This window comes from Phyllobacterium sp. P5_D12 (assembly GCF_054049495.1).
In genome coordinates this window covers 1-715 of sequence record NZ_JBFUMG010001099.1, presented here as the reverse complement: position 1 = coordinate 715, position 715 = coordinate 1, and the positions used below count along the sequence as shown (strand labels likewise).

The window sequence follows — 715 nt, the reverse complement described above, 5'->3', positions numbered from 1 at the left end:
TCCTATGATCTCCAGAACATGGACATGGTGAATATTATTCGTTCCGCTTTGAGGCGCTACGACGTTGAGCCGCATCTGCTGGAGGTGGAAGTAACGGAAGGTGCGCTCATAACTGATCGAGAAAGTACCGGGAGCGTTCTTTCGGAGCTCAAGGATTTTGGCGTACAGGTTGCAATTGATGATTTCGGCACGGGCTATTCAAGCCTGAGCTATCTGAAGGATCTTCCGGTCACGAAGGTCAAGATCGACCGCTCTTTTATCGCCGATATTGTCGCCGAGGGAAGGTCCCTTAAACTGCTTCGTGGCATCGTGCAGATGTCGCACGAACTCGGATTGTCGGTGACAATCGAGGGACTGGAAACCAACGAACAGTCCGAGTTGATCAGTGAATGGATCGGCGCCGAATATGTGCAAGGTTTCTTGTATGGTGCTGCGATGCCTGCGCAGGACATTGCAAGGCTTCTTGATGCTCCAATGGAACAGAAATTGGTTGCAGTGACAGAATATGCTGTGTCCTTGCACTGATCCCAGTATTTGAGTTTCTCRCAACGAACAATGTCCATTGGATAAGGTGCTTCTCGCGCTGACATCGAGCTGGCGCTGACCTAAGCTGCACTTTGAAACATTGCTGCCGATGAACCTCAAATAAGGAAGAATCAACATGATTGCTCAGATAGCTATTGCGCCACTCGTCGCCTTGATCGCAGGGATACTT

1 protein-coding gene is annotated in these 715 nt (G+C 49.9%); it reads left to right on the top strand.

What is annotated here, in order from left to right; translation table 11 throughout:
• The coding region (locus ACXJ5O_RS28925; protein WP_457302906.1) for an EAL domain-containing protein at window positions 1-525 on the top strand (525 nt) is incomplete at its 5' end.
• Window positions 526-715 lie beyond the last annotated feature (190 nt).